The 24,364-nt window shown below is 72.0% G+C and carries 20 protein-coding genes; 15 read left to right on the top strand and 5 right to left on the bottom strand.

Features of this window, described 5'->3' with window-relative positions; all coding sequences use genetic code 11:
- A partial coding sequence (locus ACT3SP_RS18510) for a hypothetical protein (RefSeq protein ID WP_444588753.1) occupies positions 1-212 on the bottom strand: 212 nt, incomplete at its 3' end.
- Positions 209-934 (bottom strand): hypothetical protein, encoded by a 726-nt coding sequence (locus ACT3SP_RS18505; RefSeq protein ID WP_444588752.1) that lies wholly within the window; start codon positions 932-934, stop codon positions 209-211. The genes ACT3SP_RS18510 and ACT3SP_RS18505, both read right to left, overlap by 4 nt.
- A 292-nt stretch (positions 935-1,226) precedes the next feature.
- On the opposite strand from ACT3SP_RS18505, the gene thrS reads away from it, so the two are divergent.
- The 12 genes from thrS to ACT3SP_RS18445 all read left to right on the top strand — a co-directional run bounded on the left by thrS (position 1,227) and on the right by ACT3SP_RS18445 (position 15,299).
- The gene (gene thrS, locus ACT3SP_RS18500) at positions 1,227-3,227 is read left to right on the top strand and encodes a threonine--tRNA ligase (protein WP_444588751.1); all 2,001 of its coding nucleotides are present in this window, start codon (positions 1,227-1,229) and stop codon (positions 3,225-3,227) included.
- Positions 3,224-3,787 carry an HIT family protein gene (locus tag ACT3SP_RS18495; protein WP_444588750.1) on the top strand — a complete coding sequence of 188 codons (564 nt, stop codon included), beginning with the start codon at positions 3,224-3,226 and terminating at the stop codon, positions 3,785-3,787. Before thrS ends, ACT3SP_RS18495 begins: the two co-directional genes overlap by 4 nt.
- Before the next feature lie 62 nt (positions 3,788-3,849).
- Positions 3,850-5,130, top strand: coding sequence for a PrsW family intramembrane metalloprotease (locus tag ACT3SP_RS18490; RefSeq protein WP_444588749.1), 1,281 nt, complete (start codon positions 3,850-3,852; stop codon positions 5,128-5,130).
- A 124-nt stretch (positions 5,131-5,254) separates the two neighbouring features.
- Positions 5,255-6,013: a YebC/PmpR family DNA-binding transcriptional regulator gene (locus ACT3SP_RS18485; protein WP_444588748.1), complete on the top strand. Its 759-nt coding sequence runs from the start codon at positions 5,255-5,257 to the stop codon at positions 6,011-6,013.
- 61 nt (positions 6,014-6,074) lie between these two features.
- Entirely contained in the window at positions 6,075-6,668 is a 594-nt protein-coding gene (gene ruvC / locus ACT3SP_RS18480; protein WP_444588747.1) for a crossover junction endodeoxyribonuclease RuvC, read from the top strand.
- Positions 6,669-6,694: 26 nt separating this feature from the next.
- Positions 6,695-7,309 carry a Holliday junction branch migration protein RuvA gene (gene ruvA, locus ACT3SP_RS18475; RefSeq protein ID WP_444588746.1) on the top strand — a complete coding sequence of 205 codons (615 nt, stop codon included), beginning with the start codon at positions 6,695-6,697 and terminating at the stop codon, positions 7,307-7,309.
- On the top strand, positions 7,306-8,352 hold the full coding sequence (gene ruvB / locus ACT3SP_RS18470; RefSeq protein ID WP_444588745.1) for a Holliday junction branch migration DNA helicase RuvB: 1,047 nt from the start codon (positions 7,306-7,308) through the stop codon (positions 8,350-8,352). The genes ruvA and ruvB overlap by 4 nt, the downstream gene beginning before the upstream one ends.
- A gap of 166 nt (positions 8,353-8,518) precedes the next feature.
- Positions 8,519-8,926 (top strand): preprotein translocase subunit YajC, encoded by a 408-nt coding sequence (yajC, locus tag ACT3SP_RS18465; RefSeq protein WP_444588744.1) that lies wholly within the window; start codon positions 8,519-8,521, stop codon positions 8,924-8,926.
- A gap of 83 nt (positions 8,927-9,009) precedes the next feature.
- Positions 9,010-10,851 carry a protein translocase subunit SecD gene (gene secD, locus ACT3SP_RS18460; RefSeq protein WP_444588743.1) on the top strand — a complete coding sequence of 614 codons (1,842 nt, stop codon included), beginning with the start codon at positions 9,010-9,012 and terminating at the stop codon, positions 10,849-10,851.
- Positions 10,848-12,167: a protein translocase subunit SecF gene (gene secF / locus ACT3SP_RS18455; protein ID WP_444588742.1), complete on the top strand. Its 1,320-nt coding sequence runs from the start codon at positions 10,848-10,850 to the stop codon at positions 12,165-12,167. Before secD ends, secF begins: the two co-directional genes overlap by 4 nt.
- The gene (locus ACT3SP_RS18450) at positions 12,164-12,715 is read left to right on the top strand and encodes an adenine phosphoribosyltransferase (RefSeq protein WP_444588741.1); all 552 of its coding nucleotides are present in this window, start codon (positions 12,164-12,166) and stop codon (positions 12,713-12,715) included. The genes secF and ACT3SP_RS18450 overlap by 4 nt, the downstream gene beginning before the upstream one ends.
- A gap of 91 nt (positions 12,716-12,806) precedes the next feature.
- Positions 12,807-15,299 carry a RelA/SpoT family protein gene (locus ACT3SP_RS18445; protein ID WP_444588740.1) on the top strand — a complete coding sequence of 831 codons (2,493 nt, stop codon included), beginning with the start codon at positions 12,807-12,809 and terminating at the stop codon, positions 15,297-15,299.
- Here ACT3SP_RS18445 and ACT3SP_RS18440 read toward each other — a convergent pair.
- A complete protein-coding gene (locus ACT3SP_RS18440; protein ID WP_444588739.1) occupies positions 15,286-15,972 on the bottom strand; it encodes a hypothetical protein in 687 nt (228 codons plus the stop codon). The genes ACT3SP_RS18445 and ACT3SP_RS18440 overlap by 14 nt on opposite strands.
- A gap of 91 nt (positions 15,973-16,063) precedes the next feature.
- Complete coding sequence (locus ACT3SP_RS18435) at positions 16,064-17,890, bottom strand: DUF349 domain-containing protein (RefSeq protein WP_444588738.1); 1,827 nt, start codon at positions 17,888-17,890, stop codon at positions 16,064-16,066.
- A gap of 224 nt (positions 17,891-18,114) precedes the next feature.
- On the opposite strand from ACT3SP_RS18435, the gene hisS reads away from it, so the two are divergent.
- Together hisS and trxA are read left to right on the top strand one after the other, a co-directional pair.
- Entirely contained in the window at positions 18,115-19,491 is a 1,377-nt protein-coding gene (gene hisS / locus ACT3SP_RS18430; protein WP_444588737.1) for a histidine--tRNA ligase, read from the top strand.
- A 198-nt stretch (positions 19,492-19,689) separates the two neighbouring features.
- The gene (gene trxA / locus ACT3SP_RS18425) at positions 19,690-20,061 is read left to right on the top strand and encodes a thioredoxin (RefSeq protein ID WP_444588736.1); all 372 of its coding nucleotides are present in this window, start codon (positions 19,690-19,692) and stop codon (positions 20,059-20,061) included.
- A gap of 114 nt (positions 20,062-20,175) precedes the next feature.
- Here trxA and ACT3SP_RS18420 read toward each other — a convergent pair whose 3' ends face one another.
- Entirely contained in the window at positions 20,176-22,083 is a 1,908-nt protein-coding gene (locus ACT3SP_RS18420) for a DEAD/DEAH box helicase (protein WP_444588735.1), read from the bottom strand.
- Positions 22,084-22,399: 316 nt separating this feature from the next.
- Between ACT3SP_RS18420 and aspS the strand changes: the two genes are divergently transcribed.
- Positions 22,400-24,217 (top strand): aspartate--tRNA ligase, encoded by a 1,818-nt coding sequence (gene aspS, locus ACT3SP_RS18415; RefSeq protein WP_444588734.1) that lies wholly within the window; start codon positions 22,400-22,402, stop codon positions 24,215-24,217.
- Positions 24,218-24,364 lie beyond the last annotated feature (147 nt).

Genomic DNA, 24,364 nt, shown 5'->3' with positions numbered 1-24,364 from the left:
TCGGTGGTGACGGTCTCGAGCGGCTCGATGTTCCGCTCGAGGGCGACGATGTTCTGCTCCAGCTCGGTCACCGCCCGATCCTCGGTGGGGGCCGACGGGGCCGACGGGGCCGACGGCGAGGCGGCTGCGCTCGGAGCGGCGAAGACCATGCCGGGGAGGGCGAGGGTCGCGAGAGCGAAGGTCGCGGCGCCGGCGCGGGCGAGGCGGGTCATCGGATCTCGACCTCCGTGGCGAGCGGTGCCCCGTCGATGAGCAGGACGTCCATCGTGGTCACGTCCTCGGGTGGGGCGGCGAACATCGCGTAGGCGTAGAGGGTCTGACCGGGCCGGAACTTGGGGCCCTGGTACTCGGTCTGAGACCTGATGGTGCCGGTGGAGTCCGAGAGGACGCCGTGGCGGTTGAAGTTGGTGGTGTCGACCGCATACGGATGCCAGCCCTGATCCGCGGCGTAGTGGTAGATCCACCGCGGGTCGGTGCTCGCGGTCTCGCTCGCCTCGACGCGGAAGGAGTAGACCGCCACCAGGGTCTCGTCCTGACGGGTGAGTCCGTGCAGCGAGACGGTCATGGTCGCCTCGGGATCGCCCTTGACTGCGGCGGGCACCTCTGCCGAGGCGATCGGTGCGCCGACGTCGGTCAGGTCCACGCCCGCGGCCTGCGCCTCGTCGTCGACGACCGTGCCCGCGGACTCCCCGGACTCCCCGGACTCCCCGGACTCCCCGGACTCCCCGGCAGCTTCGCCGCCCCCGTCGGAGGTGTCGTCGGCCTCACCGGGGTCCCCCTCCTCCTCGGCGCCTTGCTCCTGTCCGGCGGCCGGATCGGCGTCCGCCCCGCCGTCGTCGAGACCGAACTGGCAGCCGGCGGTGAGAGCGGCGACCAGACCGAGAGCGGCCACCGCTCTCAGGGCACGGCCGCTGCTGCGCATTGTCGATGTCATGGGAAGTGCTCCTCATGGTCCTCGGCGCGGCCCCGTGCCGCGCCGTCCCCCTTCACGATATGGACGCTGCGTCGCCGCCGTGTCGCCGCCACGTCGCAAGGCCAGCATATGGTGTCGCGATCCTGCGACATCGGCGGGTGAGACCGTCCCGCGAGGAGCGTTCGTCACTGCGGGGAGCGGACCGGGGGAGCGGGGAATCCCCGTGGGGACCGGGCACCCCCGCCCCGGCGATACGATCGTCCGTGGAGCCGGCATCGTCGGCCGGCTCGTCCCGAGTACAAGGAGCATCCCTGTGGCACAGATCGCCATCATCCTCGACGGTTCACCCCAGCGCATCGACGAGGGGACCACGGGCACCGAGCTCTTCGCCGCCACCGCCTCGATCGTCGCCCTGCGCATCGACGGCGAGCTGCGCGACCTGTCCACCCCTCTCGCCGAGGGCCAGGACGTCGAGGGCGTGGACATCTCCACCCCCGACGGGCTCTCGATCCTGCGCCACAGCACCGCCCATGTGCTCGCCCAGGCGGTGCAGAGGACCGACCCCGAGGCCAAGCTCGGCATCGGCCCGCCCATCACCGACGGCTTCTACTACGACTTCGACGTCGCCGAGCCCTTCACCCCCGAGTCGCTCAAGGCGCTCGAGAAGGAGATGAACCGGATCATCAAGTCCGGACAGCGCTTCGTCCGCCGCGAGATCGGCGACGACGCCGCCCGCGCCGAGGAGGCCGGCGAGCCGTACAAGCTCGAGCTGATCGGGCTGAAGTCCTCCGCGGGCGACGCCGCCGAGGGCGCGAGCGTCGAGGTCGGCGAGGGCGGGCTGACGATGTACGACAACGTCGACCGGCGCGGCGAGGTGGTCTGGACCGATCTCTGCCGCGGCCCGCATCTGCCCACCACCAAGCTCATCGGCAACGGCTTCGCGCTGACCCGCTCCGCCGCCGCCTATTGGCGCGGCAGCGAGAAGAACCCGATGCTGCAGCGCGTCTACGGCACCGCCTGGCCCACCAAGGAGGAGCTGCGCGCCCACCAGGACCGCATCGCCGAGGCCGAGCGCCGCGACCACCGCCGCCTGGGCAGCGAGCTGGACCTGTTCTCCTTCCCGGACGAGATCGGCTCCGGCCTGCCCGTGTTCCACCCCAAGGGCGCGATGATCACGATGGAGATGGAGGAGTACTCCCGCCGTCGCCACATCGAGGCCGGATACTCCTTCGTCTCGACCCCGCACATCACCAAGAAGAACCTCTTCGAGACCTCCAAGCACCTCGAGTGGTACGCCGAGGGCATGTACCCCCCGATGCACGTGGATGAGGAGGTCGATGCGGACGGCAACATCACCAAGCAGGGCCAGGACTACTACCTCAAGCCCATGAACTGCCCGATGCACAACCTCGTCTACCGCTCCCGCGGACGCTCCTATCGCGAGCTGCCGCTGCGGCTGTTCGAGTTCGGCAGCGTCTACCGCTACGAGAAGTCGGGCGTGGTGCACGGCCTGACCCGTGCCCGCGGCTTCACCCAGGACGACGCGCACATCTACACCACCCGGGAGCAGATGAAGGAGGAGCTGGCGAGCCTGCTCGGCTTAGTCCTGGACCTGCTGCGCGACTACGGGCTCGACGACTTCTACCTCGAGCTGTCCACCCGCGACCCGGAGAAGTCCGTCGGCGACGACGCCACCTGGGACGAGGCGACCCGGACCCTCGAGGAGGTCGCGACCGCCTCCGGTCTCGACCTGGTCCCCGATCCCGGCGGTGCCGCCTTCTACGGCCCCAAGATCTCCGTGCAGGCGAAGGATGCGATCGGCCGCACCTGGCAGCTGTCCACCATCCAGCTGGACTTCTTCGAACCGGAGCTGTTCGAGCTCGAGTACACCGCGCCCGACGGCTCGCGGCAGCGCCCGGTGATGATCCACCGCGCCCTGTTCGGCTCGATCGAGCGCTTCTTCGGCGTGCTGCTCGAGCACTACGCCGGCGCCTTCCCGGTCTGGCTCGCGCCCGTGCAGGTGGTGGGCGTCCCGGTGGCGGCAGAGTACGCGCCCTACCTCGAGGAGGTCGCGGCGAAGCTGCGCGCCCGCGGGGTGCGCGTCGAGGTCGACTCCTCGGACGACCGCATGCAGAAGAAGATCCGCACCCACACCAAGGAGAAGGTGCCCTACCTGCTCATCGCCGGCGGCGAGGACCAGGCCGCCGGGGCGGTCTCCTTCCGCCTGCGCGACGGCAGCCAGGACAACGGCATCGACGTCGACGCGGCGGTGGAGCGGATCGTGAGGTCGATCGCGGACAAGGTGCAGGTGTGAGCTCCGAGCCGGAGCAGCCGCCGAGGATCGAGCACGCCCGCGACTTCGCGGGCGTGCCCGACGACGCCCAGCGTCTGTGGACCCCGCACCGGATGGCCTACATCGGCGGGGAGAACAAGCCCGAGGACCCGCACGACGGGGACCAGTGCCCCTTCTGCGCCGCCCCCGGCCGCTCGGACGAGGACGCGCTGATCGTCCATCGCGGCCGCCGCGCGTACGTGATCCTGAACCTGTACCCGTACAACGCCGGTCACCTGCTGGTGTGCCCCTTCCGCCACGTCTCGGACTACACGGACCTGGAGGAGGAGGAAGTGCTCGAGGTCGCCGAGCTCACCCGCATGGCGATGAGGGTGATCCGCGGGGTCTCGCACCCGGCGGGCTTCAACCTGGGGCTGAACCAGGGAGAGGTCGCCGGGGCGGGCATCGCCGCGCACCTGCACCAGCACGTGGTGCCGCGCTGGCCGGGGGACGCGAACTTCCTCCCCATCGTCGCGCGCACCAAGGCGGTCCCGATCCTGCTCGCGGATACCCGTCGGCTCTACGCCGACGCCTGGCCCTGAGCTAGCATGACCGAGGTGGTCGGGGAGTCGGCGCACCGACCGGGGGAGAGGCAGGACAGTCCGTGACGAGCACGACCGGAACCCCGCCCCGCCCTGCGGCGCCCCCTCCGGGCGACGGCTACGGCTACGACGTCGAGCGGGTCGACCCCCGGGCGCCCGGCCGCATGGGAGCGGGGAGCTCGCCGCGCCGCCGGCGGCGCCCCTGGGTCCGCTGGGTGCTGGCCGGTCTGTCCTTCCTGGCGCTGGCCGCCGCCGCGCTCGCCCTCTACTTCTTCGTCATCCTGCCCCTGGGCTTCGGCACCTCGCTGGTGGCCTTCACCGCCGCTCTGGTGCCGGTGGCGATCGTGCTGCTGGCCGTGTGGTGGCTGGACCGCTACACGCCCCAGCCGCGGATGTCGCTGGTCTACGCCTTCGCCTGGGGTGCGATCGGCTCCGTGCTGCTGACCCTCCTGTTCGGCGGGTTCTTCGACGCATGGATCTCCCCGGCGGAGGAGACCGAGCTGATCGACTCGTTCCTCGGGGCCGTGGTCCAGGCGCCCGTGGTCGAGGAGGGGATGAAGTCCGCGGGCCTGATCGGCCTGCTGATCTGGGGGCGGCGCTACATCGCCGGTCCGATCGACGGGGTGGTGTACGCGGCTCTCATCGCGGGGGGCTTCGCCTTCACCGAGAACATCCTGTACTTCGGCAACTCCTTCCACCAGGCGCAGGCGGCCGGCGAGGTCGACGTCTTCTGGCAGACCTTCTTCCTGCGCGGGCTGCTCTCGCCCTTCGCCCACGTCTCCTTCACCGCGCTGTGCGGGCTCGGGCTGGGCATCGCCGCCGAGCGACGCTCCCTCATGCTGTACTTCGGGCTCGGCGTGGGAGGGCTGTCGCTGGGCATGGTGCTGCACGCGCTGTGGAACGGCTCGACCTTCTTCCTCCCGGTCGATCCCGAGGCGCCGATGGCCGGCTTCCTGCGCTACTACGTGACCGTCCAGGTGCCGATCTTCCTGCTGCTGGTGGGGATCGTGCTGTTCCTGCGCCTGCGGGAGAAGCGCATCCTGCGCCGTCAGCTCTCCGAGTACGGCCGCTCCGGCTGGTTCTCGCCCGACGAGGTGGCGATGCTGGTCTCGATGCGTCGGCGGCGGCGCGCGGAGAAGTGGGCGGCGCGCCACGGCGCGGTCGCCCGGATGGGCATGCGCCACCTGATCCGCACCTCGATCGCGCTGGGCATGGAGCGCCACAGCGTCCTGTTCGGTCGGCCGACGGCGAGGACCCGTGCCCGCGAGCGCGAGCTGCTCGAGGCCATCACCGCCGATCGTCGCCTGATCGGCTCCCTCACCGCGCCCGTCGTGCGGGGCTGAGACGCTCCTCGGACATCCCGCCCGGACCCGCCCCGCCCCGCGCCCGTCGCAGAGCACTGCCTCCCTGACCCTAGAATGGGGCCGCGTTCCGCCGGGACCCGGCGGTCACATCGGGAGGAGAGAGATGTCCGGGCATTCCAAATGGGCGACCACCAAGCACAAGAAGGCCGTCATCGATGCCAAGCGCGGCAAGCTGTTCGCCAAGCTGGTCAAGAACATCGAGGTGGCCGCGCGCATGGGCGGCCCCGACCCGGCCGGCAACCCGACTCTCTACGACGCGATCCAGAAGGCGAAGAAGACCTCCGTCCCCAATGACAACATCGACCGCGCCGTCAAGCGCGGCGGCGGACTCGACGGCGGCGGCGTCGACTACGAGACCCTGATGTACGAGGGCTACGCTCCCGGCGGCGTCGCCGTGCTCGTCGAGTGCCTCACGGACAACAAGAACCGCGCGGTCTCCGAGGTGCGCCTCGCCTTCAACCGCGGCGGCGGGAACATGGCCGACTCCGGCTCCGTGTCCTATCTGTTCGAGCGCAAGGGCGTCGTCGCCGTCCCCAAGGGCGAGCACTCCGAGGACGACCTCCTCGAGGTCGTGCTCGACGCCGGCGCCGAGGAGATCACCGACGAGGGCGAGACCTTCGAGATCCTCTCCGAGGCCACGGACGTCGTCGCCGTCCGCACCGCGCTGCAGGAGGCGGGCATCGACTACGACAGCGCCGAGGCGCAGTTCGTCCCCACCATGCGCACCCCCGTCGACCTCGAGGGCGCCCGCAAGGCGCTGCGGCTGATCGACTCGCTCGAGGACAGCGACGACGTCCAGAACGTCTACTCCAACCTCGACATCCCCGAGGACGTCGTGGCCCAGCTCGCGGACTCCGAGTGAGCACCGTGGACGGTGCGGAGCCCGGGTGCGGGACCGCGCCGTCCGCCCGCGGGAGCCGAGGATGACCGCGCTGCGCGTGCTCGGGGTCGACCCCGGGCTGACCCGGTGCGGTATCGGTGTCGTGGACGCCCTCGGCGGGCGCCGGGCACGGCTGGTCCACGCCGGCGTGCTCCGCTCGGACTCCGAGCAGCCCCTGGACCAGCGCCTGCTCACCATCGCCCGGGGACTGCGCGAGGTGCTCGAGGAGTTCGGACCGGATGCGGTGGCCGTCGAGCGCGTGTTCAGCCAGAACAACATCTCCACCGTCATGGGCACCGCCCAGGTCTCCGGCATCGCGCTGCTCGAGGCCGCCGAGCGCGGCATCCCGGTCGCGATGCACACCCCCTCCGAGGTCAAGGCCGCGGTGACGGGCAGCGGCCGGGCGGACAAGAAGCAGATCCAGACGATGCTGGTGAAGCTGCTGGCCCTCGACGCCGCTCCCCAGCCCGCGGACGCCGCCGACGCGGTCGCGATCGCGCTGACCCAGCTGTGGCGCGGCCCCGGTCCGGTGGCGCTGGACTCCAGCGGCGGGGCCCGCACGAGCGCCCAGGCCGTCTGGGCGCGCGCCGAGCGCGAGGCCCGACGCGCCCGGGAACGCTCCACCTCCCGGCACTGATCGAACAGGTGTTCTAGGCTGGTGCGGTGATCGCATCCCTGACCGGGCGAGTGGCCCGCATCGACCTCGACGCCCTCGTGCTGGAGGTGGGCGGCATCGGCTACCTCGTCCGCACCACCCCGCAGGCGCTCGCCGCCACCCGGCACGGCGCCGAGCTCACGCTCCACACCGAGCTGGTGGTCCGCGAGGACTCGATGACTCTCTTCGGCTTCCCGCACCCCGAGGAGGCCGAGACCTTCCGCATCGTGCAGTCCGTCTCCGGCATCGGTCCCCGCACGGCGCTGGCCGTGCTCGCCGTGCTGGATCCCGAGGAGCTGCGCCGCGCCGTCGCCGAGCAGGACACGAAGACCATCACCCGCACCCCGGGCATCGGCCCGAAGGTCGCCGGTCGCATGCTGCTCGAGCTGGGCGGCAAGCTGCCTCCGCCCTCGGGCGCGGCCGACCCGACCTCCTCGCCGTCGTCGGCTGCGACGTCGACCGGCGGTGCCGACGCCGACGTGGTCGAGGCGCTGGTCGGCCTGGGCTGGGCCGAGAAGGCCGCACTCGGCGCCGTGGAATCCGCACGGGCCGACGACGGCGGGCCGTTCGACGCGGCCGAGCTGCTGCGCCGCGCTCTGCGGGGTCTGGGAGGCCACCGATGAGCGAGGCCGAGGAGAACGCGCTGACCAGTCCCGAGTCCGCGCCGCCGGAGCGCACGGCGGAGGCCGCACTGCGACCGCGCCGCCTCGACGAGTTCGTCGGCCAGAAGGTGGTGCGCGATCAGCTCTCCCTGGTCCTCGACGCCGCCGCGGCCCGCGGGCGCCCCCCGGAGCACGTGCTGCTCTCGGGCCCGCCGGGCTTGGGCAAGACCACCCTGGCGATGATCATCGCGGCCGAGCTGAGCGCTCCGCTGCGGATCACCTCGGGGCCCGCGATCCAGCATGCCGGGGACCTCGCCGCGATCCTCTCCTCCCTCGACGAAGGGGAGGTGCTGTTCATCGACGAGATCCACCGCCTCGCCCGCCCGGCCGAGGAGATGCTCTACATCGCCATGGAGGACTTCCGGGTCGACGTGGTCGTCGGCAAGGGCGTGGGAGCCACCTCGATCCCCCTGGACCTGCCGCCCTTCACGGTCGTCGGCGCGACGACGCGCGCGGGCCTGCTGCCCGCGCCCCTGCGTGACCGCTTCGGATTCATCGGCCACCTCGACTTCTACGACGCGAGCGAGCTGCAGGAGGTGGTCCGTCGGTCCGCCGCTCGCCTCGAGATCGACCTCGAGGAGTCCGCCGCGATCGAGATCTCCTCGCGCTCGCGGGGCACCCCCCGCATCGCCAACCGCCTGCTGCGGCGGGTCCGTGACTGGGCCCAGGTGCGGGGCAGCGGCCGCCTCGACCTCGCCGCCGCGAGGACGGCGCTGCAGGTCTACGAGGTCGACGAGCGGGGCCTGGACCGGCTGGACCGCGCCGTGCTGTCCGCCCTGTGCGGTCGCTTCGCCGGCGGGCCGGTGGGACTGTCGACCCTCGCCGTCGCGGTGGGGGAGGAGACCGAGACCGTCGAGACGATGGTCGAGCCCTACCTGGTCAGGGAGGGCTTCCTGCTGCGCACCCCGCGGGGCCGCGCCGCCGCGCCGGCGGCCTGGACGCACCTGGGCCTTGAGCCGCCCGCGGGACCGGAGGGCTCCGCTCCGATGCTCGGCAGGTTCTGAGCCGCGCCCGGAGCCGCGAGGGCGCCGTCCCGACCGACATCTGATCGACGCATCACCTCTGCGGGGAGCACGGAGCCCCGGCGGGTACAGTGGTGCGGTCACTCGTCCGCGGCAGCCCCGTGCGGTGCAGGAGCACCGCGGGGAGCCGACCGCCGAAAGGAACCCCGTGGATCTTCTGCCCCTGCTGCTCATCTTCGCCGTGATGATGCTGCCCCTGCTGTTCATGTCCAATCGCCAGAAGAAGATGCAGCAGAAGCAGCGGGAGCTGGTGAGCCAGCTCGGCGTCGGCGACGAGGTGCGCACCCATTCCGGCTTCTTCGGCCTGATCGTCGAGACCTACGACGACGTCGTGGTCCTCGAATCCGAGGACGGCACCCAGACGAAGTGGGCCCGGCAGGCCATCGCCCAGGCGGTCGAGGCCGTCGACCCGGAGCAGGATCCGGAGCAGGCCGACGAGCTCGAGGAGGAGGGCGCCGCGGAGGGCACGATCCCCGGCGTGACCGTGGCCGAGGAGCCCGCTCGCAGCGACGACCTCGACCCCGCCGACGAGGATCCGCGCTCCGACCGGCGCTGAACGGCGAGGGCGAGACCTCGCCCCGTCCGCGCACGGTCCACCCCTGATCATCGATCTCCCGCCGTCCTGAGGAACTTCGCATCATGCCCGCACGTCGCTTCGCCCTCGCGGCCCTCGCGGTGCTGATCCTGCTGCTCGGCGGCGGGATCGGCGCCGGGGTCTGGAAGGGGGGCTGGGAGCCGGCTCCCAAGCTCGCTCTCGACCTCGAGGGCGGCACCCAGATCATCCTGCAGGCGCAGTCCCGGGACGGTTCGCCGATCGACGCCGCCGCGATGGAGCAGGCGCGGCAGATCATGAGCCAGCGCGTGAACGCCATGGGCGTCGCGGAGACCGAGATCACCGTGCAGGGCGGGACCAACATCGTCATCGACGTCCCCGGCCAGCTGGACCAGGAGACGTCCTCGGCGATCCGGCAGACGGCTGCGATGTCGTTCCGCCCGGTGCTGGGCGCGGTCGCGCCGGAGGGCACCGACGAGGCAGCGCCCTCGGACGCAGGGGGCGAGGCCTCCGACGGCGGGGGCGAGGCGACCGGGGGTGACGAGGAGGCCGAGGAGGCTCCCGCGGACCCCTCCCAGGCGCTCTTCTCGGGCCTGGTCAGCGACGACTCCTCCCTCGCGCCGCCCTCCTCGGCCGCCGCCGGGGACCTCGAGCATCCCGCCTGGTCCATGGACTGGCTGACCCCCGAGATCCAGACCGAGCTGATGAGCGCGGACTGCGTCGATCCCCGCGCGCAGCAGGAGCGCGTCGCCCAGGCCGCTTCGGACGAGCCCGTCGTGGTCTGCGACCCCGACGGCACCGCGAAGTACCTGCTCGGCCCCGAGGTGGTCGCGGGCTCCGCGATCAGGAGCTCCTCGGTGGGCTCGGACGTGACCCCCACCGGCCAGCCGACCGGGTACTACGTCGTGAACATGAGCTTCTCCGACGACGCCGCCCAGTCGTTCTCGGAGATGACCTCGGCGCTGTACAACGGCGAGGGCGCCACCGGCGCCTTCGGCATCGTCCTGGACGGCCTGGTCATCTCCGCTCCCGAGGTGCAGGAGCCGTCCCCGGGCGGCGAGGCCCAGATCTCCGGCAACTTCTCGCAGGACGAGGCGAGTCAGCTCTCCGACCAGCTGCGCTTCGGCGCGCTGCCGCTCGAGTTCGAGGTCGCCTCCGAGCAGCAGATCTCCGCGACCCTCGGCGCCGACCAGCTCGAGATGGGCCTCATCGCCGGTCTCATCGGCCTTGCGCTGGTGGTGCTCTACGCCTTCGCGCAGTACCGCCTGCTGTCGATCGTGACCTCCTCGAGCCTGCTGATCATGGGACTGCTGACCTTCGGCACGCTGACAGTGCTCTCGAACATCCCCGAGATCGGCTACCGCCTCTCCCTGGCCGGGGTGGTGGGCCTGATCGTGGCCATCGCCTTCACCGCGGACTCGTTCATCGTCTACTTCGAGCGCGTGCGCGACGAGATCCGCGAGGGGCGCGGCATCGTCGCGGCCGTGGACCACGGCTGGGACCGGGCCAAGCGCACGATCCTCGCCTCCGACTCGGTGAACCTCATCGCGGCGGTGGTCCTCTACCTCCTCTCGACCGGCGGCGTGCGCGGCTTCGCCTTCGTGCTCGGCCTGACGACGCTGCTGGACCTGCTGGTCGTCTTCCTGTTCACCCATCCGATGCTGCAGGCCCTGGTGCGCACGAGGTTCTTCGGCAAGGGGCACCCCTGGAGCGGTCTGGACCCGGCGCGCCTGGACCGCGAGGTGCCGGCCTACGCGGGACGCGGACGGGTGCGCTCGACCGCGGAGCGGGGCCGACGGGGCGGCGACACCGAGGAGGAGCGACGAGAGCCCATCGCGGTGCGCCGCGCCCGCCTCGAGCGGGAGGCGGCCGAGCGCGCGGAGGCGGAGACCACCGCCGACGACGACACCGAGGAGCAGAGCCGATGACCGCGACCTTCGCCCGTTTCGGCAACGACCTCCACGCGGGTCGTCGCATCATCCCGCTGGTGACCCGCCGGCGGACCTGGTACCTCCTCAGCATCATCGGCGTCGTGCTGCTCGCGATCCTGGCCGGTCTGCGCGGTCCGAACTTCGGCATCGAGTTCACCGGCGGCTCCGAGTTCCAGGTCGCCGGGGTCGCCGACACCGAGCAGGGCTCCGCCCGCGACGTGGTCCGAGAGCACCTGCCGGACAACGAGCCCAAGATCACCGTCCTCGGCGCCGACACCCTGCGCGTGCAGACGGAGGAGCTCGACTCGGACGAGACCGCTGACCTCGCCGGTGATCTCGCGACCGCCTACGACGTCTCCCCGGAGGCGATCTCCACCTCCTACATCGGCCCGGTCTGGAGCGGGGACGTCACGCAGAAGATGGTCCGCGGCGTGATCGTCTTCCTGCTGCTGGTGGCCGGGATGATGGCGCTGTACTTCCGCAACCTGAAGGCGTCGCTGGCCGCGATGGGCGCCCTGGTCCACGACATGCTGATCACCGCCGGCGTGTACCTGATGGTCGGCTTCGAGATCACCCCCGGCACCGTCATCGGCTTCCTCACCGTGATGGGGTACTCGCTGTACGACACCATCGTCGTGTTCGACAAGGTGCGCGAGAACACCGCCGGTCTCACCCGGCAGCGCCGCACGACGTTCGCCGATCAGGTCGAGCGGGCCGCCAACCAGACCATGGTCCGGTCGATCAACACCTCGGTCGTGGCGCTGCTGCCGATCGGCTCGATCCTCGCGATCGGGGCGCTCCTGCTCGGCGCCGGCACCCTCAAGGACATCTCGCTGGCGCTGTTCATCGGCATCATCGTGGGCACCTATTCCTCGATCTTCCTCGCCCCCGGGTTCCTCGTGGACCTGCGCCGCCGCGAGCCCGAGATCGCCGCGCACACCGAGCAGGTGCAGCGCGCACGGCGCGGAGAGGACGTCGAACAGGAGGCCGATGTGGCGCCGCGACCGTCGGAGTCGGCGGCGCCTCGGTCCCTGCGGGGCAGGCGCCGCGCCGCGGGCAGGGCCGAGGACGGTGCGGCCGAGGAGCGTGCGGCCGGAGAGGAGCGCGGTGCGGCCCCCGGGGCCGACGGCGCACCCGGGGCCGACGGCGCCGAGCCCGACAGCGACCCCGGCCCCGACAGCGATTCCGAGCCCGACAGCGCCTCCGGGGCCGAGGACTCCGAGGCGGAGGCGCCGGCCGATCGGCCCGAGCGGCACCAGCCGCGTCGGACCACGCGCCGTCGGCGCGCCGGCTCGCAGAGAGGACAGCGATGACCGCGCCCGCCCCCACCGGTGAGCAGCTCGCCGCGCTGCTCCGCTCGCACATCACCGAGTACCCGGACTTCCCGTCCCCGGGCGTGCTGTTCCGCGACATCACTCCGCTGCTGGGGGACGCGGTCGCCCTGCGGGAGGTGATCCGGCACTGGAGGAGCGTGATCCCGCAGGATGTCGAGTACGTGGTCGGGACCGAGGCGCGCGGCTTCGTGCTCGGCGCCCCGCTCGCCTACGAGATCGGTGCCGGGTTCGTGCCCGTGCGGAAGTCCGGCAAGCTGCCCGGCCGCCCCGCGGGACTCACCTACGACCTCGAGTACGGCAGCGCCCGGATCGAGATCCCCGAGAACGCCCTGCCCCCCGGTGCCCGGGTCCTCGTCGTCGACGACCTGCTGGCCACCGGCGGGACCGCGAGGGCCACCATCGAGCTGGTCCGCCGCTTCGACGTCGAGGTCCTCGGCGCCAGCTTCCTCCTCGAGCTCGAGGGCCTTGGCGGTCGCGAGAAGCTGCCCGGGGTGCCGCTGTCGGCCGTGTGGTCCGTCCCGAACTGAGCCTGCGCCCACCTCTGCGCGCCGGATCCCACAGACGACCGAGCACGGCTGACTCCCGCGTAGAATGGAACCTCCCAGCCAGGAGGTGTGCATGCCGCAGGAGTCCGCGTCCCAGCCCTCGAAGGCGGCTGCCCCCTCGGGCGGCGAGCGGAACGCTCCCGCCCCCGACTCGGCCTCGGCCTCCGGCCCGACCAGATCCCCCGCGCAGGACTCGAGCGCGACGAGCCCCGGGCCGAGGACCTCCGGCCAGAGGACGGCCGGGCCGAGAAGCCCCTCCTCCCCGCCGCGCCGCACCCGCTCACGCCTGGCCTTCTTCTCCTCGCGATCGGGCTCCGGGGTGGACCCGCTGCTGGCGCCGCTGCTCGAGACGATGGCCTCCGTCAGCCCCAAGGAGAGCCTCGAGATCGTCCACCGCGCCTACGCCGTGGCGGAGCGGGCGCATCGGGGTCAGACCCGCAAGAGCGGCGACCCGTACATCACCCATCCGGTGTCCGTCGCGCTGATCCTCGCGGAGCTGGGCTCCCCGGGCGAGGTGGTCGCCGCCGCCCTGCTCCACGACACCGTCGAGGACACCGACTACTCGCTGGAGCGCCTGCGGGTCGAGTTCGGCGAGGTGATCGCCGTCATGGTCGACGGCGTGACCAAGCTCGACAAGGTCACCTACGGCGAGGCGGCGCAGGCGGAGACCGTGCGCAAGATGATCGTCGCGATGAGCCGCGACGTGCGCGTGCTGCTGATCAAGCTCGCCGACCGCCTGCACAACGCCCGCACCTGGAAGTACGTGCCCGCGGCCTCCGCCGAGCGGAAGGCGAAGGAGACCCTCGAGATCTACGCGCCGCTCGCGCACCGGCTGGGTCTGAACACGATGAAGTGGGAGCTGGAGGACCGTTCCTTCCAGGTGCTCTACCCGAAGGTGTACGAGGAGATCGTCTCCCTGGTCGCCCAGCACGCTCCTGCCCGCGAGCAGTACCTGACCACCGTCTCCACGCAGATCAACGAGGATCTGAAGAAGGCGAGGATCAAGGCCGAGGTCACCGGTCGACCCAAACACTACTACTCGATCTATCAGAAGATGATCGTGCGCGGCCGGGACTTCTCGGACATCTACGACCTGGTGGGGGTGCGGGTCCTGGTGGACACCGTGCGGGACTGCTACGGCGTGCTGGGGACGCTGCACGCCCGCTGGTCGCCCGTGCAGGGGCGGTTCAAGGACTACATCGCGCTGCCGAAGTTCAACCTGTACCAGTCGCTGCACACCACGGTGATCGGGCCCACCGGCAAGCCGGTCGAGATTCAGATCCGCACCCGCGAGATGCACCGCCGCGCGGAGTACGGCGTGGCCGCCCACTGGAAGTACAAGGCGATGGCCGGCGGTCAGGGAGGATCGGACACGACCCCGGCCACCACCGATGCGGCCTGGCTCCGTCAGCTCATGGACTGGCAGAAGGAGACCACGGACTCGGGCGAGTTCCTGGACTCGCTGCGCTTCGAGATCAACACCCAGGAGGTGTACGTCTTCACGCCGAAGGGGGACGTGCTCGCGCTGCCGCAGGGCGCCACCCCCGTGGACTTCGCCTACTCGGTCCACACGGAGGTCGGGCACCGCACGATCGGTGCGCGCGTGAACGGCCGCCTGGTCTCCCTCGAGTCCTCGCTGTCCACGGGGGACGTGGTCGAGGTCTTCACCTCCAAGTCCCCGGACGCCGGGCCCAGCCGCGACTGGCTCGGGTTCGTCAGATCGCCCCGCGCCCGCAGCAAGATCCGCCAGTGGTTCTCGAAGGAGCGCCGGGAGGAGGCGCTGGAGAAGGGCAAGGAGGAGCTCGCCAAGGCGCTGCGCCGTCAGGATCTGCCGATGCGCCGCCTGCTGACCCACGACACCCTCGCCACCGTCGCCGACGACCTCAACCTCCCCTCGGTCGACGGTCTGTACACCTCGATCGGCGAGGGCCATACGGGCGCGCAGCACGTGGTCGAGAAGCTGCGGGCCTCCTTCGGCGGCTCCGACGGCGTCGAGGAGGACCTGGCGGAGATCACGCTGCCCTCCAAGGTGCGGCCCCGAGGCGGTCGCACCGAGCGCCACACCTCGGAGACCGACCAGGGCGTGATCGTCGAGGGCCACGCCGACCTGTGGGTCAAGCTGGCCAAGTGCTGCGCCCCCGTCCCCGGCGACCCGATCGTCGGCTTCATCACCCGCGGCTCCGGCATCTCCGTCCATCACGAGACCTGTGCCAACGCGCTGCAGCTGCAGGACCAGCAGCCCGATCGGATGGTCGAGGTCTCCTGGTCCGGACGCCACAGCACGGCCTATCTCGTCCACATCAAGGTCGAGGCGCTGGACCGCCCGCGCCTGCTCACCGACCTGGCACTGGTCATCTCCGAGCAGCAGGTCAATCTGCAGTCCGCCTCCGCGCACTCCGACACCGATCGCCTGGCCTCGACCTTCTTCTCCTTCGAGCTGGCCGATCCCTCGCACCTGCAGGCCGTGCTCGCCCAGGTGCGGCGCATCGAAGGGGTCTACGACGTGTACCGCGTCACGGCCGACGGCCGACCCGTCGGCACCGGCGCCCCGCTCACCCCCCGCTGATCTCCGGCGCATCCCTCGTCACCGGATCGGTCGCGAGCAGGGCCTCGAGCCGGTCGCGGGCGGCCTGCACCCCGGGGTGCCGGTGCATCCGGCGCAGCCGCTCGCGCACCTCGTCGACCTCCATGTGGCCGGCCGCGACCAGGCCTCGCAGCGCGGGCCCGGCGACCGGGGCGGCGGCGAAGCGGAGCAGGTCCATCGCGGTGCGCACCGGGACCGTCACGGGCGCGCCGCCGATCGTCTCGACGTCGCCGGGATGGAGACGCGCATGGCGCAGGACCAGCCCGGCTCGCTCGCCCCGGTGCGCGGGGGAGAGCAGCTCGGCCGGTGACGGCGGGGCGCCGCCCAGCACCACCCATGCCGCCGAGGGGCCGGCGATCACGTGATGGGACTGCAGATGCGCGCCCATGGCGCAGCCGAGGGCGAGAGCCCGCTCGACCGCGCCGCACAGCAGATCGGGCGGCAGGAAGATCTCCGGCAGCAGCCGCACCAGCTGCCCCTCGGCGACCATGACGCGGGTGGAGGGCGTCTCCTCCCAGCGCTGCAGTGCGCCACCGATCGGCACGGCGAGCTCCGCGGCATGGCGCGACCACGCGGCGCAGAGGCCGATCGGGACCGGCGGCGGCCCGGTGGCGCGCCGTCCGACGGGGCGGACCGGGACCAGGAGCTCTTCCATGCCCCGACTGTGGTCCACGCGCGCCTCCGCGGCAACGCCCCGCCCGTCCCTGTGGACGGACGGGGCGGTGGAGGAACCGTCGTGGGGAGGCTCAGCCGAGGTCGCGCGCCGAGCGCTCGATCACCGCGAGCCATTCCTTGCGGGCCTCGAGCGCTGCCTCGGCCTCGGCGATCTTCCGCGGGTCGCCGCCGGCGACCGCCGCGTCGAGGGCGTCCTGGTAGGAGGCGATCGCGGAGTGCAGCTGCGAGGACGCTCCCTCGACCCGGGCCTTGGTCCGCGGGTCGGTGCGACGCCACTCCTCCTGCTCGGCGTTCTTCACCGAGCGCTCCACGGCGCGCAGCCGGTCGTCGATGCGACGCATGTCCCCACGGGGCACCTTGCCGGCCTCCTCCCAGCGGTCCTGGATCGTGCGCAGCGCCTTCTTGGCGGCCTCGAGGTCCTTCGCGACGTCGATCGCCTCGGCCTCGGCCAGCAGCGACTCCTTGACCTCGAGGTTCTTGCGCTGCTCGGCCTCGGTCTCGTGGAGGTCGGCGTTGCGGGCCTGGAAGAACGTGTCCTGGGCGGCCTTGAACCGCTTCCACTGGGCGTCGTCCTTCTTGCGACTGCCGCGCGGGGCATGGCGCCACTCGTCCATCAGGTCCTTGTAGGCCCGTACGGTGGGGCCCCAGTCGGTCGAGTCCTGCATCGCCTCGGCGCGCGCGATCAGCGACTCCTTGAGCGTCGCCGCCTCGGCGTGCTTCTCGTCGAGCTCGGAGAAGAACTGCTTGCGCATCCGGTCGAAGGAGGCTCGGGCCGCCGAGAGCCGCTTCCACAGCGCCTCCTCGGTCGGGCGGTCCAACGACACGTCCTCCGTCTGCATCTGCTTCCAGGTCGGGACCATCTGGCGCATCGTCTCGCCGGCCCTCTTCCAGGAGACCTGTTCGGGGTCCGTGGCGACCAGCGCCTCGATCGACTCGACGAACTCGGTGCGCCGGGAGGTCGCGGCCTCGCGCTCCTCGCTCCGACGGGCCTCGAGCTCGCGGATCTTCTCCTTGGCCTGCTCGCGCAGGTCCGCGGCCCGAGCGCGCAGCGCCGGGATGTCACCGACGACCTGGGGCTCCTTCAGGTTCTTGCGGAGGTTCTCGAGCAGCCGGTTCAACTCGTTCTGCGTGTGCTCGGGAGCGTTCAGCGTGGTCTGCGTGAGGTCCAGGAAGGCGACCAGGTCCAGGTAAGCGCGGGCATAGGGCTCGAGCGCGGCGTCCCGGTCCTGCTCGGCGGCGGAGCCGAGGGTCCGCACCTGGGTGCCGTCCTGGACGGTGATGGTGCCGTCCTCGGCGACCGTGCCGAAGACCTTCGCCGCGGCGATCTGCTCCGGGTCGTACTCGGTCACGGGCGGCGCGACCGGGAGCAGGGCCGCGCCGGGCTTCTTCGCCGCGAGCGCCGCCGGGGAGGGGACGGCAGGGCGCGGGCGCGCAGTGCCGGGCCCGGGGCGGCCGGGTGCAGGCGTCGGCTGCGGAGACGCGGTGGCCGCAGCATCCGAGGGGGCGGCGGCGGTCGAGGGGGATGTGGGGGCCGGCGGGTCCGCGGGCGCCGACGGGCCTGCGGGCGCCGACGGGGCCGGGGCATCCGTCTGCTCGACCGCCGCGATCTCCTCCGCGGACGGGACCTCCTCCGTGGACGAGGTCTCCCCGGAGGGTGCACTCTCCTCGGGGGCCGCCTCCTGCTCCTGTGCGGGCCGCTCCGGTGCCGCGGTGCTCGCGTCCTGCGCGGACTCCGCGGTCGGGGCGGCGTCGGACGGGGCGGCGTCGGACGGGACGGCGTCGGACGGGGCGGCGTCGGACGGGACGGGCGAGGGCTGGTCGGGGGTCTGCTCAGCGGCCGGGCCAGGGCTCTGGTCGGCGGGCTTCGACGCGGGGACGGGAGTCTCGGACTCGCTCACGATTGAGCTCCTTCGAAAGGGATCCGCTGCGGGGCGGGACACTGCCGCCGGGGTCGGCGGTCGGGCTGGTTCGCGGTGCTTCCCGGCGGCGGGGCGCACCACGTCCCGGAACTCTACAGTGACCGGGGCATCGCGGCGGGCCCGTTCCGCCGCTGCCGCGGGAACCGAGAGCAGGGGATAATGGTCCCGGCACCGTGCCCGAGATCGAGAAGGATGTGCACCGCATGGCGAAGATCGCCGCCCTGTCAGGATTCCCGGAGTGGCTCCCCGCGGAGCGCCTCGTCGAGCAGCACGTCATCGACGTGTTCCGCGAGGTGGCCGAGCTGCACGGGTTCTCGGGGATCGAGACGCGAGCCGTGGAGCCTCTCGATCAGCTGCTGCGCAAGGGGGAGATCGACAAGGAGGTCTACGTCCTGCGCCGTCTCCACGCCGAGGAGGAGGATCGCGAGCCCTCCGTCGGCGAGGACCGCTCCCGCACCCTGGGCCTGCACTTCGACCTCACCGTGCCGCTGGCCCGTTACGTGCTCGAGCACCAGAACGACCTGGCCTTCCCGCTGCGCCGCTTCCAGATCCAGAAGGTGTGGCGCGGCGAGCGCCCCCAGGACGGACGCTTCCGCGAGTTCTACCAGGCCGATCTCGACGTCGTCGGACAGGACACCCTGCCCGGCCACATCGAGGCCGAGGTCGCCGTGGTCATGGCCGAGGTGCTCGAGCGGCTCCCGGTCCCCAGCTTCACCGTCCACGCCAACACCCGGCGGCTGTCCGAGGGCTTCTTCCGCTCCCTGGGCTTCGAGGACCACACCGCGGTGCTGCGCAGCCTCGACAAGCTGCCGAAGATCGGTGCCGACGCCGTCCGCGAGCTGCTGATCGGCGAGGCCGGCGCGACCCCGGAGCAGGCCCGGGCCTGCCTGGACTTCGCCTCGATCCGCTCGCGCGACGCCTCCTTCGCCGAGCGCGTGCGGGAGATCGGCGGCAGCGGCGAGATGGTCGAGCAGGGCATCGCCGACCTCACCGCGGTGCTCGAGCGCGTCGAGGCGGCGGTCCCCGGGGTGATCATGGCGGACCTCTCCATCGCGCGCGGGCTGGACTACTACACGGGCACCGTGTTCGAGACCTTCGTCAGCGGCCACGAGTCCCTCGGATCCGTCTGCTCCGGCGGCCGGTACGACTCCCTGGCCGCGGACAACCGCCACACCTATCCGGGGGTGGGGCTGTCGATCGGCCTGTCCCGGCTGGTCTCCCGGCTCCTCTCCGCCGACCTCGCCACCGCCACCCGGTCGGTGCCCACCTGCGTGCTGGTCTCGGTCCCGGCGGAGGAGCACCGCCACCTCAGCGATGCTGCCGCCCGAGCGCTGCGCGGCCGCGGGATTCCCTGCGAGGTCGCGCCGTCGGCCGCGAAGTTCGGCAAGCAGATCCGCTACGCGGACCGACGCGGGATCCCCTTCATCTGGTTCCCCGGGCTCGACGGGGCGGCCGACGAGGTCAAGGACATCCGCAGCGGTGCGCAGTCCGCCGCCGACGCGGCGACCTGGGATCCGCCCGCCGAGGACCGCCACGTGCGCGTCCTCGCCGCCGACTCGGACCCGGGGCCCCTCGCCTGAGATCTGCTCGTCGTCTCTGCTCGTCCCCTCTGCGCGTCCCGGGGACGCGGCCGCCGGCGCGCCGACGAGCACGGGCGCGCACCGGCGATCACTCAGCCCGGACGAGCCACCGGCCCCGACGAGGCACCAGCGCCGATGAGCTGAGTCACACCGCGGCCCCGGGGGAATGAACTCCGGGGCCGCGGCGTTCCACGGGACATGGCTACGCAGACCCTGACCACCGAGAACCACGACACGACCGTCGAGGACGGCATCGTCCTGATCGACTTCTGGGCGGGCTGGTGCGTGCCGTGCCAGCGCTTCGCGCCGATCTTCGAGGAGGCCTCCGAGACCCACCAGGACGTCACCTTCGCCAAGGTCGACACCGAGGACCAGCAGGAGCTGGCCATGCGCTACGGCGTGACCTCGATCCCGACCCTGGTCGCCTACCGGGAGGGCATCCCCGTGTTCTCCCAGGCCGGTGCGCTCCCGCAGTCCGCGCTCGAGGACCTCATCGGACAGGTGAAGGGCCTGGACATGGACGACGTCCGCAAGGCCTACGCCGAGTCGCAGGAGCAGCAGCAGGGCTGAGCGACCCCGCGGTCCGGACCCCAGCGGGGTCGGATCCGAGAGGACCGGAAGAACCCCGCCACCGATCTCGGTGGCGGGGTTCTTCGTCGTCAGGGTCGTCCTGCCCGGAGAGGCTCAGCCCTCCGCGCGACGGAAGGGACGACGCTTGGCGTCGTGCCGGCCGCCGTCGTCACGGCGCGGACGGTCCTCGCGCCGCCACGGCCGGTCGCCCTCGCGCCGCGGACCGCGCGGGCCCTGGCCCTTGCCGCCGCGGGGTCCCTGGTCCGGGCCGATCCGCAGCTCGCGACCGCCGACGCGCGCCTTGCTGATGCGGTCCAGCTGCGTGGGGTCCAGCGAGCCGCGGATCTGGACCAGCGAGAAGGTCGGGAAGATCTGGATCTTCCCGATCTCCTTGCCGTGCAGGCCGCCCTCGCCGGTGATCGCGCCGACGATGGCCGGCGGACGGGCGCCGTGGGTGTGACCCACCCCGATCTTGTAGGAGGTGTAGCCGCGCTCGGTCTGGACGTCACCGCGCGGGCCGCGGTCCCCGCGGTCCCCCTGACGGTCCTCGCCCGCGAGCCTCGCGCCCGTGAACTCCTCGTCCTCGCTCGCGGAGCCGGGACCCTCGTCGCCGACGGTCATCGCGCCCAGCACCGCCGCCAGCTCGAGCGGATCGATCTCGTGCTCGCTGACGAACTCCCCGATCAGCTCGCGGTACAGGTCCAGCCGGCCGCGCTCGATGCGTCCGGGGACCTGGGTGAGCAGGGTGGCCAGGCGGTGCTTGGACACATCGCGCGGGGACGGGATGACCGCCTCGGCGAGGGTCTGCTTGGTGGCCCGCTCGATGTTCTTCAGCGCGCGCCGCTCGTGGGGGCCGATGAAGGTCAGCGCCTCGCCGGAGCGTCCCGCGCGACCGGTGCGACCGATGCGGTGGACGTAGGACTCCGCCTCCTTCGGCACGTCGAAGTTGACCACCAGGCCGATGCGCTCGACGTCGAGGCCGCGGGCGGCGACGTCGGTCGCGACGAGCACCTGGAGGGAGCCGTCGCGCAGCCGCTCGACGATCTTCTCGCGCTCCTTCTGGGGCACGTCACCGCTGATCGACGCGGCGATCAGGCCGCGGCCGACGAGGGCGGTGCCGACCTCCTCGGCGGCGGCGCGGGTGCGCACGAAGACGATCGCGGCCTCCGCCTCCGAGGTCGCGAGCACGCGGGCCAGGGCCCCGGTGCGGTGCTTGAAGGGGACCACGGCATAGGTCTGGCTCACACTCTTGACCGTGGAGGACTGCGGGCTCACGCTCACCCGCACCGGATCCTTCATGTGGGTCTGGGCGACGCGCTGGATCGCGGAGGGCATGGTCGCCGAGAACAGGGCGACCTGTCGGGTGTCGGGGGAGTGGGAGAGGATCTCCTCGACGTCCTCCGCGAAGCCCATCCGCAGCATCTCGTCGGCCTCGTCGAGGACCGCGAAGCGGATGGTGTCCAGGCGCAGATTCGTGCGGCGCATGTGATCCATCACGCGGCCGGGGGTGCCGACGACGACCTGGGCACCGCGGGCCAGCGCACGCTCCTGCGGGCCGTAGGGAGAGCCGCCGTAGAGCGCGACCACGTCGAGACCGCCGATGGAGGTGGCGAAGGAGGCGATCGCGTCGGCCACCTGCATGGCGAGCTCGCGCGTCGGGGCGAGCACCAGGGCCTGGACCTCGCGCAGCGAGGGGTCGATCGCGGCCAGCAGCGGGAGACCGAAGGCGGCGGTCTTGCCCGTGCCGGTCTGGGCGACGCCGATCACGTCGCGCCCCTCGAGCAGCGGCGGGATCGCCTGCGCCTGGATGGCCGACGGGGTGGTGAAGCCGAGCTCGTCGACCGCTCGGCGCAGCGGGGCCGGCAGGTCGATGTCGTCGAAGCTGGGCTCTGCCGGCTCTGCGGGCAGGACCGGCTCGGCGGCCGCGGGCTCCGCGGCGGTCGGCTCGGCAGCGGCGGTCGGCTCGGGGGCGACGGGGTCGAGTCCCGTGGAGGGATCGGAGGCAGGGGTGTGATCGGTCATGGTGTCCTTCGACAGTCAGGGGTGAACAGGCCCCAACGAGTCGCAGGGCGTGGATGCCCATACATCTCGCACGACGAGGACCATGCGGTGGCATGGTGCGGCTCGGGCGAACTCGGGCGGAAAGGACCTGCGATCTTGCAGGTCGGACCGTCGTCGAGTCTACGGGCGTCATGGCTTCCACAACAGTGCCGCGGTGGCGAGATCCCTCACCCTGCGCGGTAGGCTGGTGCCTCCACGCCTCACCGCGTGCCGGCCCCGGGCGGCTCGCCGCCCGGCGGAGCCATGACCACTCGACCCCATCCAAAGGACACCTCTCGTGCTGCGCACCCATACCGCCGGTGAGCTCCGCCAGGAGCACATCGGACAGACCGTCACCCTCACCGGCTGGATCGGCCGTCGCCGTGACCACGGCGGCGTGACGTTCCTCGATCTGCGCGACGCGGCCGGCGTCACCCAGGTCGTGGTCCGCGAGGACGAGGCGATGCACCTGCGCAACGAGTACGTGCTCCGCGTCGTCGGGTCCGTGGACCGTCGCCCCGAGGGCAACGAGAACCCGCAGCTGCCCACCGGCGAGATCGAGGTCACGGCCTCCGAGGTGGAGGTGCTGAGCGCCTCCGCCCCGCTGCCCTTCCAGCTCGACGAGCACACCGAGGTCGGCGAGGAGACCCGCCTGCGCTACCGCTACCTGGATCTGCGCCGACAGGGCCCCGCCGCGGCGATGCGCCTGCGCTCGGCAGTGAACCGTGCCGCCCGCGACACCCTGCTGGATCAGGACTTCGTCGAGGTCGAGACCCCGACCCTGACCCGTTCCACCCCGGAGGGCGCCCGCGACTTCCTGGTCCCGGCCCGGCTCGCCCCGGGCTCCTGGTACGCGCTGCCGCAGTCCCCGCAGCTGTTCAAGCAGCTGCTCATGGTCGGCGGCATCGAGAAGTACTTCCAGCTGGCCCGCTGCTACCGCGACGAGGACTTCCGCGCCGACCGCCAGCCCGAGTTCACCCAGCTCGACGTCGAGATGAGCTTCGTGGACCAGGAGGACGTGATCTCCCTGGCCGAGCAGATCCTCACCGCCGTGTGGGCCACGGCCGGCCACGAGATCCACGCCCCCTTCCCGCGCATCACCTACGCCGACTCCATGCGTCGCTTCGGCTCCGACAAGCCCGATCTGCGCTTCGACCTCGAGCTGGTCGAGATGACCGCGTACTTCGCCGAGACCCCGTTCCGGGTCTTCCAGGCGCCGTACGTCGGTGCGGTCGTCATGGCCGGCGGCGCCTCGCAGCCCCGTCGCCAGCTCGACGCCTGGCAGGACTGGGCCAAGCAGCGCGGTGCGAAGGGCCTGGCCTACGTGCTGGTGCAGGAGGACGGCACCCTGACCGGCCCCGTCTCCAAGAACATCTCCGAGGCGGAGAAGGCCGGCCTGCTGGAGGCCACCGGCGCCGCCCCCGGCGACTGCATCTTCTTCGCCGCGGGGGAGACCAAGCCCTCCCGCGCCCTGCTCGGCGCGGCGCGCGCGGAGATCGCGGAGCGGCTGGGGCTCATCGACCACGACGCCTTCGCCTTCGTGTGGGTGGTGGACGCGCCGATGTTCGAGCCCGCGGCCGACGCCCGCGCCGCAGGGGACGTGGCCGTCGGCCAGGGGGCCTGGACCGCCGTCCACCACGCCTTCACCTCGCCCAAGCCCGAGTACCTCGGCAGCTTCGACACCGATCCCGGCTCGGCCCTCGCCTACGCCTACGACATCGTCTGCAACGGCAACGAGATCGGCGGCGGGTCGATCCGTATCCACGACCAGTCCGTGCAGCAGCGGGTGTTCCAGGTGATGGGCATCGGCGAGGAGGAGGCGCAGGAGAAGTTCGGCTTCCTGCTGGACGCCTTCCAGTTCGGCGCCCCGCCCCACGGCGGCATCGCCTTCGGCTGGGACCGCATCGTGGCACTGCTCGCGGGGGAGGAGTCGATCCGCGAGGTCATCGCCTTCCCGAAGACGGGCAACGGCTACGACCCGCTGACCGCGGCGCCCGCCGCGATCACCCCGCAGCAGCGCAAGGAGGCCGGGGTCGACGCGGCGCCCGTCGCCCGCGGCGAGAAGGAGAAGCCGGCGGCCCTCGATGCCGGGAGCGGCGAGCACGCCACCGCCTGATCACCGTCCGATCCCCGCCTGATCCCCAGGACCACGGGAGAGCGCCGTCGCAGGATCCTGCGACGACCCTCGCCCCCGGGCCCGCCGGGACGGCAGCGCACGTGGGCGGGGGGGGCGGGAGGTAGCGGGGGGGGGGCCCCGGGGGGG

Origin of the sequence: Brachybacterium sp. AOP43-C2-M15 (assembly GCF_052446295.1) — a bacterium.
In the GTDB taxonomy this organism is placed as follows: Bacteria; Actinomycetota; Actinomycetes; order Actinomycetales; family Dermabacteraceae; genus Brachybacterium.
Note: the sequence above shows the minus strand (reverse complement) of the source record. Positions and strands in the feature narration are given on the sequence as shown.

Coding starts and splice junctions, on each gene's coding strand:
- ACT3SP_RS18505 (WP_444588752.1), bottom strand. CDS start 934: ATGACATCGACAATGCGCAGCAGCGGCCGTGCCCTGAGAGCGGTGGCC.
- ACT3SP_RS18485 (WP_444588748.1), top strand. CDS start 5,255: ATGTCCGGGCATTCCAAATGGGCGACCACCAAGCACAAGAAGGCCGTC.
- ruvC (WP_444588747.1), top strand. CDS start 6,075: ATGACCGCGCTGCGCGTGCTCGGGGTCGACCCCGGGCTGACCCGGTGC.
- ruvB (WP_444588745.1), top strand. CDS start 7,306: ATGAGCGAGGCCGAGGAGAACGCGCTGACCAGTCCCGAGTCCGCGCCG.
- secD (WP_444588743.1), top strand. CDS start 9,010: ATGCCCGCACGTCGCTTCGCCCTCGCGGCCCTCGCGGTGCTGATCCTG.
- secF (WP_444588742.1), top strand. CDS start 10,848: ATGACCGCGACCTTCGCCCGTTTCGGCAACGACCTCCACGCGGGTCGT.
- ACT3SP_RS18450 (WP_444588741.1), top strand. CDS start 12,164: ATGACCGCGCCCGCCCCCACCGGTGAGCAGCTCGCCGCGCTGCTCCGC.
- ACT3SP_RS18445 (WP_444588740.1), top strand. CDS start 12,807: ATGCCGCAGGAGTCCGCGTCCCAGCCCTCGAAGGCGGCTGCCCCCTCG.
- ACT3SP_RS18440 (WP_444588739.1), bottom strand. CDS start 15,972: ATGGAAGAGCTCCTGGTCCCGGTCCGCCCCGTCGGACGGCGCGCCACC.
- hisS (WP_444588737.1), top strand. CDS start 18,115: ATGGCGAAGATCGCCGCCCTGTCAGGATTCCCGGAGTGGCTCCCCGCG.
- trxA (WP_444588736.1), top strand. CDS start 19,690: ATGGCTACGCAGACCCTGACCACCGAGAACCACGACACGACCGTCGAG.
- ACT3SP_RS18420 (WP_444588735.1), bottom strand. CDS start 22,083: ATGACCGATCACACCCCTGCCTCCGATCCCTCCACGGGACTCGACCCC.